14 protein-coding genes are annotated in these 15,913 nt (G+C 41.7%); 7 read left to right on the top strand and 7 right to left on the bottom strand.

Features of this window, described 5'->3' with window-relative positions; genetic code table 11:
- Positions 1–69 precede the first annotated feature (69 nt).
- From murB to FY557_RS01660, 3 genes are read right to left on the bottom strand one after another with little or no spacing between them, the layout of a single operon-like run.
- The gene (gene murB, locus FY557_RS01670; protein ID WP_149245555.1) at positions 70–1,083 is read right to left on the bottom strand and encodes a UDP-N-acetylmuramate dehydrogenase; all 1,014 of its coding nucleotides are present in this window, start codon (positions 1,081–1,083) and stop codon (positions 70–72) included.
- Positions 1,084–1,086: 3 nt separating this feature from the next.
- Positions 1,087–1,566, bottom strand: a complete 480-nt coding sequence (locus FY557_RS01665; RefSeq protein WP_149245554.1) for a hypothetical protein — start codon at positions 1,564–1,566, stop codon at positions 1,087–1,089.
- A 17-nt stretch (positions 1,567–1,583) separates the two neighbouring features.
- Positions 1,584–2,789 carry a pyridoxal phosphate-dependent aminotransferase gene (locus FY557_RS01660; RefSeq protein ID WP_149245553.1) on the bottom strand — a complete coding sequence of 402 codons (1,206 nt, stop codon included), beginning with the start codon at positions 2,787–2,789 and terminating at the stop codon, positions 1,584–1,586.
- Between the two features lie 278 nt (positions 2,790–3,067).
- Here FY557_RS01660 and FY557_RS01655 point away from each other — a divergent pair, with 278 nt between their 5' ends.
- From FY557_RS01655 to FY557_RS01640, 4 genes are all read left to right on the top strand, one after another.
- Complete coding sequence (locus FY557_RS01655) at positions 3,068–5,572, top strand: GEVED domain-containing protein (RefSeq protein WP_149245552.1); 2,505 nt, start codon at positions 3,068–3,070, stop codon at positions 5,570–5,572.
- A gap of 113 nt (positions 5,573–5,685) precedes the next feature.
- The gene (locus FY557_RS01650; RefSeq protein WP_149245551.1) at positions 5,686–6,144 is read left to right on the top strand and encodes a DUF1801 domain-containing protein; all 459 of its coding nucleotides are present in this window, start codon (positions 5,686–5,688) and stop codon (positions 6,142–6,144) included.
- Positions 6,119–6,778 carry a YiiX/YebB-like N1pC/P60 family cysteine hydrolase gene (locus tag FY557_RS01645; RefSeq protein WP_149245550.1) on the top strand — a complete coding sequence of 220 codons (660 nt, stop codon included), beginning with the start codon at positions 6,119–6,121 and terminating at the stop codon, positions 6,776–6,778. Before FY557_RS01650 ends, FY557_RS01645 begins: the two co-directional genes overlap by 26 nt.
- Before the next feature lie 310 nt (positions 6,779–7,088).
- Positions 7,089–7,400: an NIL domain-containing protein gene (locus FY557_RS01640; RefSeq protein WP_149245549.1), complete on the top strand. Its 312-nt coding sequence runs from the start codon at positions 7,089–7,091 to the stop codon at positions 7,398–7,400.
- Between the two features lie 134 nt (positions 7,401–7,534).
- On the opposite strand, the gene murA is transcribed toward FY557_RS01640, so the two are convergent.
- Entirely contained in the window at positions 7,535–8,842 is a 1,308-nt protein-coding gene (gene murA / locus FY557_RS01635; RefSeq protein ID WP_149245548.1) for a UDP-N-acetylglucosamine 1-carboxyvinyltransferase, read from the bottom strand.
- 2 nt (positions 8,843–8,844) lie between these two features.
- The gene (locus tag FY557_RS01630) at positions 8,845–9,522 is read right to left on the bottom strand and encodes a DUF4290 domain-containing protein (protein ID WP_149245547.1); all 678 of its coding nucleotides are present in this window, start codon (positions 9,520–9,522) and stop codon (positions 8,845–8,847) included.
- Between the two features lie 189 nt (positions 9,523–9,711).
- Here FY557_RS01630 and FY557_RS01625 point away from each other — a divergent pair, with 189 nt between their 5' ends.
- Complete coding sequence (locus FY557_RS01625; RefSeq protein ID WP_149245546.1) at positions 9,712–11,145, top strand: alpha-amylase; 1,434 nt, start codon at positions 9,712–9,714, stop codon at positions 11,143–11,145.
- 134 nt (positions 11,146–11,279) lie between these two features.
- On the opposite strand, the gene FY557_RS01620 is transcribed toward FY557_RS01625, so the two are convergent.
- Both FY557_RS01620 and FY557_RS01615 read right to left on the bottom strand, forming a co-directional pair.
- Positions 11,280–11,693 (bottom strand): thiol-disulfide oxidoreductase DCC family protein, encoded by a 414-nt coding sequence (locus FY557_RS01620; RefSeq protein WP_149245545.1) that lies wholly within the window; start codon positions 11,691–11,693, stop codon positions 11,280–11,282.
- 10 nt (positions 11,694–11,703) lie between these two features.
- Positions 11,704–12,165: a heme-binding domain-containing protein gene (locus tag FY557_RS01615; RefSeq protein WP_149245544.1), complete on the bottom strand. Its 462-nt coding sequence runs from the start codon at positions 12,163–12,165 to the stop codon at positions 11,704–11,706.
- A gap of 383 nt (positions 12,166–12,548) precedes the next feature.
- Here FY557_RS01615 and katG point away from each other — a divergent pair, with 383 nt between their 5' ends.
- Complete coding sequence (gene katG / locus FY557_RS01610; protein WP_149245543.1) at positions 12,549–14,837, top strand: catalase/peroxidase HPI; 2,289 nt, start codon at positions 12,549–12,551, stop codon at positions 14,835–14,837.
- Positions 14,838–15,163: 326 nt separating this feature from the next.
- Positions 15,164–15,505: a hypothetical protein gene (locus FY557_RS01605; RefSeq protein ID WP_149245542.1), complete on the top strand. Its 342-nt coding sequence runs from the start codon at positions 15,164–15,166 to the stop codon at positions 15,503–15,505.
- Positions 15,506–15,913: the final 408 nt, after the last annotated feature.

The following is a 15,913-nucleotide window of genomic DNA, read 5'->3' as shown; positions in this document are numbered from 1 at the left end:
CGTTCCAGCGGTATATGTCTATGCAAAGCAAATATAAAATGCTTAAATTAAAATATTTACGAGGATTTATTACATAATATTCACCTCCCTTTCAAGCTCGATCCCGAATTTTTCTTTTACGGAATTAATAATCTCTGTTGAGAAATCAAAAATTTCTTTTCCGGAAGCGTTTCCTGTGGCATTGACGATAACCAGTGCCTGCAATTTATGGGCAGCAACATTGCCGATCTGTTTTCCTTTCCATCCGCATTGCTCGATCAGCCATCCGGCCGGAACCTTTACGGTATCATTGTTCGGGTAGCCCGGCATCATTTGGAATTGTTCGTGAAGAGCTTCAAACTGTGTTAAAGAAATAGTCGGATTTTTAAAAAAGCTTCCTGCATTTCCGGTTTCTTTCGGATCGGGAAGTTTGCTCTGCCTGATACTGATGACGGCCTGGGATACTTCCTGAATAGTCGGGTTTTCAATCCCCGATTTTTCCAGTTCGGTTTTTATGGCGCCGTATTCCGTTTTGATCCGGTGGTTCCTGGTGGTCAGTTTAAAAGTAACGTCCAGAATCACATATTTTCCCTTTCCTTCCTGTTTGAAGATAGAATCCCTGTAGCCGAATCTGCATTTTTCGAGATCAAAAACTTCCGTTTCGAGTGTTTCCAGATTAAGCACGGTACAGCGTACGAAGATATCTTTGATTTCGGTTCCGTAGGCACCGATGTTCTGCATCGGGGAAGTTCCTACGTTTCCTGGAATCAGCGAGAGATTTTCCAGCCCGCCCAGGTTTTTATCCAGACAGAACATCACCAATTCATGCCAGTTTTCTCCTGATTTTGCAGTGACCAGCATCTCATTTTCATCCAAAGGCTGTAAAGAAATTCCTTTCAGGTTCAATTGAATCACTAAACCATCAAAATCGCGGGTAAACAGGATGTTGCTTCCGCCTCCGAGGAAAAGCAGGGAAAGGCCGTTGTCTTTTGAAAAGCTCAGCGCTTCTTTTAATGCCTCAACGGTGTTTATTTCGGTAAAATATTTTGCTTTTGCATCTACCCCGAAAGTATTATAGGGTTTTAGTGAAAAATTTTCTTGCATGATTTAGTTGTATTCTGTTGGAAGAAGGGCCCGCATCTGGTCTTTCAGTTTTTTCAATTGTCCGTAATGGGCAGTGTCTACAAAAGCGTTCACATAAGCGTGGTATTTTTTCGACGTCCTGATCTGAAATGTTTCATCAAACCCGTCGACCGACTGCTGGCTGGGTGAACTTTTGATCCTGTCCAGTGCTTTTACGTCGATATTGGAGATCAGTCTTCTCCAAGTTTGCGGACTGAGGGCTGACTTCCATTCTTTATGGGTTTTGCTTTTGGTAACACCCTGCTCTGCATGAATGGAATCTTCAGTTACTTTTATGATACTGTAGTTACCTAAGGGGCCTCCTATTTCCGAATAGCTGATCAGGATGATTTCATTGGGATCTTTATTGGCGGATCCGGATTCCTTTCGGTTGCAGGAAATAAAAATCAGCAATAAAATAAGGATTGAGAATATTTTCAAACCGGGATATTTTATTGCTGACATATATTGTTTTTAAATGATTAAAGACTGAATTCCACTCTGTATTTTTCAAGAGCATCTTTAAGGATGGCTGCGCTTCTCTTTAAATCCTGCTCTTTTAGGACATAAGCGATTCTTACCTGTTTTTTACCTAATTCGGGATCGCTGTAGAAACCCCCTGCCGGGGCTACCATGATTGTTTCGTTGTTGTTGGAATAACTTTCCAGAAGCCACTGCGCAAACTTTTCGGTATCGTCTACCGGAAGCTCTGCTACACAGTAAAAAGCACCTTTCGGCTTTGGACAGATGACGCCCGGAATCGCATTCAGCGAATCGACCAGGACATTTCTTCGGTGGGTATATTCCTCCCTTACCGATCTGATGTAAGCGCCGTCATTTTTATGGGCTGCCGTTGCTGCGATCTGTCCCAATAAAACAGGGCTTAATCTGGCTTGTGCAAAAAGCATGGCAGCATCATGGATTTTTTTGGAACGGGTAATCAGACATCCGATTCTTACGCCACACATCGAGTAACGCTTGGATTCGGAATCGATAATGATGCAGTTTTCCGCCAGCTCAGGGAAAGCAAGCATGGAGATCTGCTGTTTTCCGTCGTACACATATTCCCTGTATACTTCGTCGGAAATGATAACGATATCATATTTCAAGGCAATCTCCGCTAATTTCTGAAGTTCCTCACGGGTATACAGATACCCGGTAGGATTGCCAGGATTACAAATCACGATGGCTCTGGTCTTTGCCGTTATTTTTTTCTCAAATTCTTCGATCGGAGGAAGGGCAAAACCGGTATCGATGGTTGAAGGAACCGCCACTACATTTACATTGAACGTACTGGTAAACCCGTTGTAATTGGCATAGTAAGGCTCAGGGATAATCACCTCATCGCCGTCATCACATAAAGTGGAGATGGCGAAATTCAAAGCTTCCGACCCTCCGTTCGTTACAATAAAGTGATCCGGGGTAAGATCGGTAAAATCCAGGGAATGATAATATTCCGTAAGGGCTTTTCTGTACTCGATATTTCCTTCTGAAAGAGCATATTCCAATACTTTCAGATCTATATTCTTTAAAGCATTCAGTGCCGTTTCCGGGGTTTCAATATCGGGTTGCCCGATGTTGAGGTGATATACTTTGGTTCCTCTCTGTTTTGCTTCTAAGGCAAAAGGAACCAGCTTTCTTACCGGCGATGGCGGCATGTGTAGTGCTCTGTTTGAAATATTCGGCATTGTTCAAAAAATTTGTGTGACAAAAATAAGATTTAATTTTCCAATATTAAAATAAAGCTTCTAAAGAAAGATTTCCAGGTTGAATCGGATTCATACATGATATGTTAATTTTAGAATAACAGTAGGGTTTAAGGCATATTTGTTTTAATATTTAATTCCAAGATAGGTGATTGGTTTGTGTAATATTTATTATTATTAAATTTTTCGTATAAAATTTTCATAAAATTACTTTTTATATTAATTTTTTAATAAATTTACTTTAACAATAATTAGTAAATATGAAATTAAAATTACTTTTTGGAGCTATTAATACGATGGCTCTGTTTGCTGCCTGTTCCTTGACGGCACAAAACTACCAGCAAATGCCTGTTTCTTCAGGTTTTAACGCAGATGTAATTGCTAATGGCATAGGGTCTTCGGCAATTTCTACCAATAATGATGTAGATGGCGTTTCTTACGCATTCGTAGCCCGTGATTTTCAGCTGACGTCTTCAAGTGCTGCACTTACATATGGTATTCCTGTGAACGGACTCATCAGTTCCGCGGTATCCTCAACTCCCGGGTTGAGTTATCAGCTTGCAAGCTTAAGTGCAAACAACTCTTTAAAATTGCCAGTGGCAAATAATACCGGAACTTTAACGTTTACGACGCAAAAAGCAGCTACTAAATTGTATATGCTTGCCGTTAGCGGAAGTACTGCTTCCACAGTAACTGTCGTGGTAAATTTTTCGGATGCTTCCTCACAGACATTTACAGGCATCAGTATCGCAGACTGGTACGGAGGTGCAAATTATGCCATCCAGGGCATCGGCAGAGTTAAAAGGCCCGGAGCAACACCTGACAATGCTGATGATATTCCTTCGCCTGAAGGTGGTACAAACCCAAGGTTATATCAGTTTGAAATGGCTATCGATGCGGCTAACCAGACAAAAACAATACAAAGCGTAACGATAACCAAGACTGCCGGTAACGGGATTCCGAATATCTTTGCTTTTTCAATGGATGCCTATTCGGATTGTGCGCCTCCGGTGCTTCAGGCACCGACCGGCATCACAGCCGGTTCTGCTTTGATTTCCTGGACGGCTCCTTCCGGCAGTGTGGCAAGTTATGATGTATACCACAGCACTTCCAATACGGCACCTACCGGGACAACCATACCTACTTATCCGGGGGTTAACGGTACCAGTACCACGATCGGCAGTCTCAGTTCCAATACCAATTACTATTATTGGGTAAGAAGCAACTGCAGTTCTGCGACAAGCCAGAGTGTCTGGTCTTTTGGAGGAACATTCAAAACGGCCTGTTCGACTTTCACGGTTCCTTATACTGAAAATTTTGATACCACCAGTACGGGATCTTCAACAAACAACAACGCACCAAGCTGCTGGTCTTATCTGGAAAGTGCGTCATTTGCAGGATACGGGTATGTGATAGCATCAAATCCTTTTTCTTCACCAAATTCTTATTATCTGTATAATTCAAGTGGTACAACAGGTAGCCAAATGTTAGTTTCACCACCCACTGTAAATCTTTCAGATGGAAACAAACGGGTGAGATTTTATGCAAAATCAAGTAGTGCAAATTACACTTTACTGGTAGGGACTTTATCAAATCCTGCAGATTTAAATTCATTTACACAAATTGGGGCTCCTATTGCTTTAACAACTACTCAGGCACAGTATACCGTTAATATTCCATCGGGTTCTGATCTGCAATTGGCGTTTAAACATGGTTTGGGCGGTACAAATCGTGGGATTTATATTGATAATATTACAGTACAGGATATTCCTTCATGTTTTGAGCCTACTGCTGTTACGATCCCAAGTTTTACAATGAACTCAGCAACGGTTAGTTGGACAGCACCTGCTGCTGTGCCGGCAAACGGATATGAAGTCTATTACAGCACAACCAATACAGCCCCTACTTCAGGTACTGTTTTAGATGCTGCTAATTCTGTAACTTCTACTTCACCTACTGCTTCACTGAATGGATTATCAGCGGATACTGTTTATTACGTATGGGTAAGATCCAAATGTGTCGGCGCAGACAGAAGCATTTGGAGTGAGGTTGTTGCTTCGTTCAGAACGGGTTATTGCGTACCATCGTCTACAAATCAGAATTCCTGGGTGTCTGCTTTCAGTTCCACGGGAGCCGTTACTAATATGGCGTACACTTCAAGTGCGGGGATATCCGGTGGATATCAGAACTTAACATCAACAAATAATAAGATATCAAATGCTGCGGGATCAAATACTTCAGTGTCTTTCACGGCAGGAGGTCCAACATGCGGATTTGCAGTCTGGATAGACTGGAATAATAACCTTACTTTTGAAACTACAGAACGAATGTTTGCAACCACCGGTTTTGTAACTTCAACTTCAGGATCCTTCGCAGTGCCGGCCGGAACTGCTCCCGGGATATACAGAATGAGAGTGGTAACGGATTTTAATACCTCATCACCTTCTAATTCATGTGGAGCTATTACAAGAGGGGAGTTCATTGATTTTAAGTTTGAAGTAACCGGTAGTTTGGCTACTGTCGAGACGACGTCAAAGAAAAACGAGATCAAAGTTTATCCGAATCCGTTCACAGATGTTCTTTATATTGCTGAAACCAAAGACGTAAAATCAGTTTCCATAGCGGACGTTTCAGGAAGAGTCGTAAAAACAATTGAGAATCCGGGGAACGGACTTCATCTGGAAGAGCTTAATTCAGGAATATATCTGGTAACGGTAAATTACAATAACGGTACTCGCTCAACAGCGAAGGCTATCAAAAAATAATTTTGAATGTGAATCAATTTAATAATCAGCTGGACAATATGTCCGGCTGATTTTTTTAATGAAATAAGTTTCATTTAAATTTATTAATTTGGTGATTATTAAAATTGACAAAAATGCAGATACTTTCCGCTTCTATTGATGACTATATTTCGCAGATTCCCGAAGAGAGACAGGAAATCTTCAGGAAAATTTTCGATGCCATTAATGATAATCTTCCCGATGGTTTTTCGCAAGGTTCCGGCTATGGGATGATCGGGTGGGCTGTCCCTCTGGAGACTTATCCTGCAGGGTATCACTGTACGCCGGGTTCGCCGTTGCCGTTTATCAGTATCGCTTCCCAGAAAAACTTCATAGCGCTTTATCATATGGGAATGTACGCCAGCCCTGAGCTGTTGAACTGGTTTGTGGAAGAGTATCCGAAATGTTCAAAAAGAAAACTGGATATGGGAAAATCCTGTGTCCGTTTTAAAAAGATGGATGATATTCCGCTGGAACTTTTGGCGGAACTGAGTAAAAAAATGACTGTTGAAGAGTGGATCGATATTTATGAAATCAATTTTAAAAAGAAATAATTTTCTGCGGCACCTGTCCGCTGCAATTCTCCTGTTCAATCTGATTATAAGCTGCAGAAGTACACCGGATTCCAGACTGGAAAACGGAGACCTGTTGTTTGTAACGGCTAAAGAAACCGGGCTTTCGGGAGCCATCAACAATGTTACCCGTAAACAGGACCATGCTTCTTTTGACCATATGGGGATTTTGGAAAAGAACAAAAAGGGAGATTTCGTCCTCCATGCGGCACCCGCAGGCGGTTCCCAAAGGCAAAGCCTGAAAGAATTTCTGAAAGACCAGAAAGATGACGGACAACGTGTAATTGTTTACCGGTTGAAGGCTCAGTATAAAAAGGCTGTTCCTGCTGCGATCAGTAAAGCCAATGCCATGCTGGGAAAACCTTACAACTTTAATTATATTCTGGATGAAAATTCATATTACTGCTCGGACTTTGTCGAAAGGGCGTTCAGGAACGATCATATTTTCAGACTTGAACCGATGTCTTTCACCGATCCGGAAACGGGAAAAACCAATGTGTTCTGGGAAGAATTTTATCAGAAGAAAAACCTGAAAGTCCCGGAAGGCGAACCCGGCTGCAATCCGAACGGGCTGGCTGCTTCCGATAAACTGGAGCGGATTATGAAGCTGGAATAATGGGTAATTAGATAGTGATAGATACTTTATATCTGTAGCATTACATGTTTGAATGTAAATTCGGTACCATTGTTTTCAAATCGGACAGGAGAACCTTCATTCTTCCAGCCTATTAACCTCGGTTTTATTCTGAATTCACGTTTTTTAATCGTATTGAGTTTTTATTCCTCTAGGTTTAAATGTTAAAATTGAAAACTATTATCCTACTAATTTTATAGACTAATAATTTTTTATATTTTTGTCATAGCTAAGCATCAGAGAAACGGAATCTCTCAAAGCTTTAATAATGCTCAATCCTAAAATGCGAAGTATGATAACACCTAATCCCGGGCTTCAGGTTTTACAGAATACCCTGAGCCTGCCCAGAAAAGAACTGATACTGGAAATCGAACTGAACGGAAAAATAAAGTTTGAGCATGTGATGCATGCCATTTACCAGCAGTTCGGGATCTGCCATAAAGTATTATCAGCAAATGTGGAGTATGTTAACGGAAGGAGTTTCGGAACCGTGCAGCTGTACCTCAACGTATGTCCGGCTGATTTTGAGCAGCTGGAATATTATCTTAATAAAAATAAGCTTTTGAATACCACGGTGGAGTATACCTGCCGTAAATATTTTTGAGTGATTTCATATGGTTTTGACTACAGGAAGCGGCCGTCGGTTCATGACGGCCGTTTTATTTAGACCCTTTAAAAAAAATCAGGAGCTCTAAAACAAAAAACCGCCGGAAGGCGGTTTAGTATGATTAATTTAAATTAAATTCTTTCAATATCGGCACCAATGGCTTTCAGTCTGCCGTCGATATTTTCATATCCTCTGTCGATTTGTTCGATGTTGTGGATAATTGATTTTCCTTCGGCAGAAAGAGCGGCGATCAACAAGGCGTTTCCGGCTCTGATGTCCGGGGAAACCATGGTCGTGCCTCTCAAAGGCATTTCCTGATTCAGTCCGATTACAGTTGCCCTGTGCGGATCGCAAAGGATGATCTGTGCACCCATATCGATAAGTTTATCCACAAAGAACAACCTTGATTCAAACATTTTCTGATGTACCAAAAGGCTACCTTTAGCCTGGGTAGCAACTACTAGAATGATAGACAGCAGATCCGGCGTGAATCCCGGCCATGGGGCATCGGAAATCGTCAGGATAGAGCCGTCGATAAACTTCTGGATTTTATAATGTTCCTGGGCAGGAATAAAAATGTCGTCATTGCTCTGTTCGAGCTCGATTCCCAGCTTTCTGAAGGTATTAGGGATTACACCGAGCTGGTTCCAGTTTACATTCTTGATGGTAATTTCAGATTTGGTCATGGCAGCTAGACCGATCCACGATCCGATTTCCACCATATCAGGAAGCATCGTATGTTCGGTACCGTGAAGATATTCCACCCCTTCAATGGTTAATAAATTCGAACCGATCCCGGAAATATTGGCGCCCATCCGGTTCAGCATTTTACACAATTGCTGAAGATACGGTTCGCAGGCCGCGTTGTAAATCCTTGTTTTACCTTTAGCCAGGGCAGCTGCCATCACTATATTGGCGGTTCCGGTTACAGAAGCTTCTTCCAGAAGGATAAATGCTCCTTTAAGCTCTGTTGCTGTTAATGAATAAAAATATTCTTCTTCGTCATAATTGAATTCCGCACCCAGCTCTACCAATCCCTGGAAGTGGGTGTCCAGCCTTCTCCTTCCGATTTTGTCACCTCCCGGCGTCGGCATATACGCCTCACCGTATCTTGCCAGCATCGGGCCCATCAGCATAATGGAGCCTCTTAGTTTGGCACCGTCTTTTTTAAACTCGCTGGATTTTATATAATCAAAATTAACCTTGTCGGCTTTGAAAGTATAATCGCCGTGCGCATTCTTGGTAACTTTTACTCCGAAGTCGCCCAGAATCTCAATTAATCGATTAACGTCGTGGATATCCGGAATATTTTTGATCCTTACTTCCTCATCAGTCAATAAAACGGCACACAGAATCTGAAGAGCTTCATTTTTTGCCCCTTGTGGAGTGATTTCACCTTGCAGTCTTTTTCCTCCCCGTATTTGAAATGTTCCACTCATGCTTACTTCCTGTTTTTATTATGATTGTTATTGTTGTTATTGTGCCTTCTTTTATTGTTTTGGTTATTCTGGTTTCGGTTGTTGTTATTCCGGTTGTTGTTCTGGTTATTCCGGTTGTTGTTATTACTGGTGTAATAGATTTTACTCTTTTCAAGCGTATCGATTCCGGTAAGGTCCAGCCTGTTTTCCGAAAGCTCCTTCAGATGGCGGAAAATCACATCATCCGTTACGTGTTCCTTATTATATACATTATAGGATTTCTTCATATTGTTGGCAATCACTTCGATCAGGGCCTCTTTTTCATCTCCCTGTTCCAGCTCAATCGCTTTTTCAATCAGTTGAAGAATACTTTTTCCGTAAAATTTAAAATCTCCCTGAAGTTTCGGATATTCCATCCTTTTAGGTTTCTCTTCAAGCTCTTCCTTGGTAGGAAAAGGATAAGGAGAATCTACATCCAGGTCATGATCGGCTAAAATATACAGATGGTCCCAAAGTTTATGTTTATAATTTTCTTCGTCTCGCAGCTGAGGGTTTCTCTGACCCATAAAATCAATGATTGCCATTGCCATTTCACTTCTTTCTTCTTTTGAAGGAAGCTCTTTGCAACGTTCAACCAACTGTTGTATAATTCTGCCGTATTCGGGCAAATGAAGCTGAGTTTTTTGGGTATTGTATTCCATAGTCTGCAAATATATGGATTAATAGAAAAATTGTACCGCAAATCTTAAAAGTTTATGATTTTTTAATGAATATTACAGATAATGATTTGCTTGGGTTTCATAGAAATACCAAAAATATTTCTCTTATGTTAGAATTTATATCAATAAAAATGTAATTTAGTTAGCACTTTAATAATTAAAACTTATGATATGAAAAAAACAGCTTACTTACTTTCAATACTCGGGTTGGTGCTGATGAGTTCCTGTCAAAACAATGATGAAATCATCAGCGATAATCTGAAACCCTCTGAAGTGCATGCTGAAACGGTGAATGTCACCCATCATGATGGACGGCCTTTCAGTACCGGAAATTCCTCATCTACAGGGAAATTTGTTGCAGCCCCCGGTGGGAGTGTTCTGATGCAGGGTTTTTACTGGGACGTTCCGGATGGCGGAAACTGGTGGAATACCGTTAAAGGAAAACTCACCGACTGGTCGAATGCAGGCATCGGGGCCGTCTGGCTTCCTCCGGCCTCCAAGGCGCAGAATGGCGGGTATTCGATGGGCTACGATCCGACAGATTACTATGATTTCGGAAATTATAATCAGAACGGCAGTGTTGAAACGCGTTTTGGTTCGAGAGCAGAACTCGAAGCCCTGATTACAAAAGCACACGCTGAGAATATGCAGGTTTACGCCGATATTGTGATCAACCACAACAGCGGCGGGCAGTCAGAATACAATCCGTATGCCGGCTCGAATACCTGGACCAATTTTTCAGGAGTGGCTTCAGGAAAATTTCCAAGGAGCTATAATGATTTTTATAAAAATTCTTATGGGAATAATGACGAAGGGGCATTTGGCGGTTTTCCCGACCTTTGCCATGCCAATCCGTATGTACAGGGCTGGCTGTGGGGAAGGGATGATTCGGTAGGCAAATATTATAAGAACATAATGAAATTTGACGGCTGGCGATTCGATTACGTAAAAGGATTCGGGGCCTGGGTGGTAAATAACTGGAATTCCAATGTCGGCGGTTTCTCAGTCGGCGAATTATGGGATTCTAATGTGAATACACTGGAATCCTGGGCCAATAATGCCAACAGTTCCGTATTTGACTTTGCGGCCTATTATAAAATGGATGAGGCATTCGATAACGGTAACCTCAATATTCTGAACGATGATATGATGTGGAAAAGGAATCCCTTTAAAGCAGTTACTTTTGTAGCCAACCACGATACGGATATCATTTATAATAAAATGCCTGCGTATGTCTACATTTTTACCCATGAAGGCTATCCTACCATTTTCTACAGGGATTATGAAGAATGGCTGAATAAAGAAAGGCTGAACAACCTTATCTGGATCCACAACAACAAAGCTACCGGAACAACTTCGATTCTCTATACCGACAACGACGAATACATTGCCCGCAGAAACGGCTACAACGGAAATCCGGGATTGGTGGTCTATATCAACAGTTCTTCCAGCTGGCAGGAAAGATGGATACAGACCAACTGGGCAAGCCAGCAGATCAAGGATTTTACCGGCAATTCCTCCTGGTATCCGACCACGCAGGGCGACAAATGGGTGAAAATCCAGTGTCCGCCAAATTCCTATTCCATCTGGTCATTGAATCAGTAATTGGTATCCGATCATAAAACAGAAGACTGCCCGTTGAAGGCAGTCTTCTGTTTATCAGATAATATATTGTTTGATTCTAAAACTATAAGCTGTAATATCGAAAAGCTTCCGGCTTCCTTCTTCCAGCCTGTTGTTTAAACCTGAATAAATTTTTTCCTTTCCTCAGGGGTAGGCAGATAGCATTTCTGGTTTGCCAGTTTCATCCTGTTTTCCGAAACTTTATCATACATTTTGTCACTGAGAAATTTCGGAATGATTTTACCGATGGCTGACAACTTGTAAATTCCGCCCAAAAGATTGGCTATTTTCAGTACAGCTGCAGATTTTTCCAGATAATACTGATTCGGTTTCCAGAGATACATCGTGTTGAAAACTTTTGTATTCAATCCTCTTTCAGATAAAAATTCCTGTCCGAAATCCGATTGAAGAGAAGCAAACCTGAACTGATCTCTTTTATCCCTTTCGAGAATCCACTGTACCCAGAAATTGCAGACGCCGCAGTCTCCATCGAAAAATACAATATGCTTATCCTGCCAGTTTCCTTCCATATGTTTGTTTTTAAAGCGACATTTTCCGCTCTGTTTCCTGTTTTTCTCTCTTAAAATAATCCGTTAAAATCTCTCTTTGCGCATCCGTCAGCTTAGCGTCCTGATGACCGATAAAATAAGATTCCAGAGGCATTTCTTTTTTCTCCACCATTTCTATACATTCCTGCAATTTGTGTGCCTGTGTTTTAGGTTCATATACTGCAAAAGTGGAAAAGTTAAGTTCTTTTCTGCCTTCATCGATATGGTTTCTCAGAATCCAGGAAGAAGGAGCAATGTTGGAATACCATGGATAAAGCGTTTCGTTGGAATGGCAGTCGTAACAGGAACGGTTGATAATCTGGGCTACTTCGGAAGGCGTATTTTTGATCCTGATAAAATCCATTCCCGGAGTAGGGGCGGGATTTGTTTTATCGATCGGGAAAAACTGGATGATGATAAATGCAACAAGAACAACGGTCAGTACTTTTTTCATAATTAAAGTTTTAAGCTTAAGTCTGATGTTCAGGATTTGAATTAAGTGTATGAAATTAGTTCTCACATTACAAATTACCGGCAATCAGATGACAATTCCTTAAACAGTTAAAGTTAATAAATTTTTCATAATAAAAAATAGCCCACTGATATGGAAGCCGAACCTAAGAATAAAATTATTCCGAATATGAATATTTAACTTCCTGTTATATTCTATTTTGTATAAAAATGATTAATTTAATCTCATGATTAGGTAGGATTGAGATTATTGTTTTTAACTATTGTAAAAATATTTACGATAGATTGTATTTATGATACAACAATTGTAAGTTTGCCTTATTCAAAATGACAAATTGTTATCAACATAAAAAAAATTAAAACGATATGGAAAACACATCAGGAGACATCAGCAAATGTCCTTTTCACAACGGCAGCATGAAGGAAGAAAAGAAAGAAAATGTAGCCGGTGGCGGTACCCAGAATACAGACTGGTGGCCGGATCAGCTGCGCGTAGATATTCTCCGTCAGCATTCCCGGCTCTCCAACCCAATGGATGAGGGATTTGATTATGCGGAAGCTTTCAGAAGCCTTGATCTTGAAGTGGTAAAAAAAGACCTTCACGAACTGATGACGGATTCCCAGGATTGGTGGCCGGCCGATTTCGGTCATTATGGTCCTTTGTTTATCCGTATGGCCTGGCACAGCGCAGGAACGTACCGGGTAGGGGACGGAAGAGGCGGAGCCGGAGCAGGTCAGCAGCGTTTTGCCCCATTGAACAGCTGGCCGGATAACGTGAGCCTTGATAAAGCCAGAAGATTGTTGTGGCCGATCAAACAGAAATACGGAAAGAAAATTTCCTGGGCCGATCTGATGATCCTTACCGGAAATGTTGCTTTGGAATCGATGGGCTTTAAAACATTCGGGTTTGCCGGCGGACGTGAAGACGTATGGGAGCCGGATATGGATGTGTACTGGGGAGCAGAAAAAACCTGGCTGGGTGGAGATCTAAGGTATTCTCAAGGTTCTGAGGGGGTTGTGGAAAACCACGGCGTTCTTTCGGCAGATGATGATGCGGATGGTAAAATCCATACCCGCGATCTTGAAAAGCCGCTGGCCGCCGTACAGATGGGACTGATCTATGTAAATCCTGAAGGACCGGACGGAAATCCTGATCCGGTAGCCGCTGCCAAAGACATCCGTGATACCTTCGGAAGAATGGCAATGAATGATGAGGAAACGGTTGCCTTAATCGCCGGAGGACATACTTTCGGTAAAACCCATGGCGCAGGGCCGGCGGATCATGTAGGCAAAGAGCCTGAAGCAGCCGGAATCGAAGCCCAGGGATTAGGTTGGGACAACAGCTTCAGATCCGGGAAAGGTCCCGATACCATTACCAGCGGACTGGAAGTGACCTGGACAGAAACGCCGACCGAATGGAGCAATTATTTCTTTAAAAACCTTTTCGAAAACGAATGGGAGCTTACCAGGAGTCCTGCCGGAGCCCATCAGTGGGTAGCTAAAAATGCAGAAGCCATCATTCCGGATGCTTTCGATCCTGAAAAAAAACATCGGCCAACGATGCTGACGACGGATCTTTCCCTGAGAATAGATCCCGAATATGAAAAAATTTCGAGACGTTTCTACGAAAACCCGGAAGAATTTGCCGATGCTTTTGCCAGAGCCTGGTACAAGCTGACGCACCGGGATATGGGGCCAAAAGCCCGTTACCTGGGACCGGACGTCCCTGCGGAAGAGCTGATCTGGCAGGACCCGATTCCTGAAGTGGATCACGCCCTGATCAACCATTCGGACATCGAAGCCTTAAAATCTAAAGTTCTTGAATCCGGCCTGAGTGTTTCCGAACTGGTTTCTACAGCCTGGGCTTCGGCTTCTACATTCAGGGGAAGTGACAAAAGAGGCGGGGCAAACGGAGCAAGGATCCGTCTGGCTCCCCAAAAAGACTGGGAAGTAAATAATCCTGCCCAACTGCAGAAAGTATTGGGCGTTCTGGAAAATATCCAGAAGGAATTCAATGAAGGCCAGACCGGCGGTAAAAAAGTTTCCCTGGCCGATCTTATCGTTCTTGCCGGAAGTGCCGCCGTGGAAAAAGCAGCTAAAGATGCAGGGCATAACGTGATCGTCTCTTTCGTACCGGGAAGGATGGATGCTTCCCAGGAACAGACCGATGTGGAATCCATGAAGTTCCTTGAGCCTGCAGCAGACGGATTCAGAAATTATCTGAAGAAAAAATTCTCGGTTTCCACGGAATCTTTATTGATCGATAAGGCCCAGCTGCTGACCCTTACTGCTCCGGAACTTACCGTGCTGATCGGCGGAATGCGTTCCTTAAACGCCAATTACGACGGATCTTCCCACGGAATCTTTACACAGAATCCAGGCGTATTAAGCAATGATTTCTTCGTCAACCTTCTGGATATGAATACCCGGTGGAAATCCGCTTCCGCAGATGATGAGCTGTATGAAGGCACCGACAGAAAGACCGGGGAGAAAAAATGGACGGCCACCCGCGCCGACCTGGTTTTCGGATCCAATTCCGAACTCAGAGCCATTGCCGAAGTTTATGCCAGCGCCGATGTCCGGCAAAAATTTATTAATGATTTTGTATCAGCCTGGGTTAAGGTAATGAACCTGGACCGCTTTGATATAAAGTAATTTATATTTATAGTGTTAAGTGATAAAGGCAGCCTTTGGGTTGCCTTTTTTGTTTCCTTATAGCTTGATAAGTAAGAGCGTGTGTGGTGTTTGGAGAAAGAGGAAGAACAAAATCAGTCTATAATAAGAGTAAATTCGAAGGTGAAATTAAAATGATTGGCTTTACTTTTATATAATCATTTTATATTTTGCTGATGAGATTAAAATGCTAATATTTTGATATAGATATGAATCTTATTTTCGGTTGTTTAAAGATTTGCGTTATAAACTGATAATGGCGATTTTGGTTGGTCAAAAACCAATGTCAGAGACGAAATCTTACAATTGTGGAGAAATTACGGCTTGCCTGTTTACATGAAGAAACTATTGCAAGAAAAGCAAAAGAAAATCTTTCCAGAGTAGGCAGAGGTGAGAGTGTAGATGATAAAGTTGATACTATTTTGGAAATATCCAAACTGGCTGGTGTTGGTAGAACAACAACAGCAAAATTTAAAGCAGTGATGAAAAGTGGTTTAACTGTTATTATTCAACAAATGCTTAAAGGAAATTTAAGTATTGCTTCTGCGGATCTTCATGTTCGGAAATATTTGAAGAAAAATTTTAGTATCGAAGTGAAAACAGATGTTAAGGAGGAAACTAAAACAGGAACAGAATCTGAGCAAATTTAATCTGAAGCAAAAAAGCCAAAATATGTCAAAGATATATACGAGGGTAAGCATCTTTTAAAAGAAAATGAAGTTGAATATTTAATTATGAAGGATCAAGATAAGTTGAATGATTTTATATCTCAGCGACCTAATTTGGACTACGCCATTTTCATTTTGGAGGACTAAGGTTAAACACAAGTGTACAAGGTTCTTGGAAGGCTGAATCTTTTTACTACTGTACGCTACAGCCCTGCGTACTCGCATGTAATTACGCAAAAAATCAACTAAAAATCTTTTTATAACAACAACTCAAAGGCACAGTAAAACTGCTGTGACAGCCCTTGCTGTGCCTTAATTAAAATACCGAATATGATTGACTTTATAAAAGTATATACAAATACAAAAGAACCTTTGGAAAATAGGATTAAA

The organism is Chryseobacterium sp. SN22 (assembly GCF_008329705.1).
GTDB lineage: Bacteria > Bacteroidota > Bacteroidia > Flavobacteriales > Weeksellaceae > Chryseobacterium.
The sequence above is the reverse complement of the archived record's forward strand: the minus strand, read 5'-3'. Positions and strand labels throughout refer to the sequence as shown.